The sequence below is a fragment of the Neisseria sp. P0021.S007 genome, assembly GCF_051956855.1.
Genome location: NZ_JBQCXA010001715.1, coordinates 1 through 443 on the forward strand (window position 1 = coordinate 1; position 443 = coordinate 443).

At 44.5% G+C, this 443-nt stretch carries 1 protein-coding gene and 1 pseudogene; both read left to right on the forward strand.

Annotation, left to right across the window (positions count from 1 at the left end; translation table 11 throughout):
* Positions 1-302: F0F1 ATP synthase subunit A (locus ACTHUR_RS21080; protein WP_440400759.1), on the forward strand; the 302-nt coding region annotated here is incomplete at its 5' end.
* 64 nt (positions 303-366) lie between these two features.
* Positions 367-443, forward strand: a pseudogene (locus tag ACTHUR_RS21085) (F0F1 ATP synthase subunit C); the annotation flags it as partial.

Sequence of the window (443 nt, forward strand, 5' to 3'; positions counted from 1 at the left end):
TGCTCGCTCCGGCCAACTTCCTGCTCAACTTGGTAGAGTTTTTGTCCAAAACCGTATCCCACGGTATGCGGTTGTTTGGTAATATGTATGCCGGTGAGCTGGTGTTCCTGCTGATTGCTTTGTTGGGTGGTGCGTGGGCATCAACTGGCAGCATCGAAACTTTAGATCCAATTTTATTTGTGTTCCACCTGATTGCCGGTTTGGCTTGGGCGATTTTCCACATTTTGGTTATCACCTTGCAGGCATTTATTTTCATGGCGTTGGCGTTCGTATATATCGGACAAGCGCATGATGCACACTAATCAAGTAGTTTTTTCGTAGTTTGTTTTTTGTAGTTTAACCTTTACTATTTTAAGGAGTTTAAAAATGGGTTTGATTGCTATCGCATGTGGTTTGATCGTTGCCTTGGGCGCATTGGGTGCCTCTATCGGTATCGCAATGGT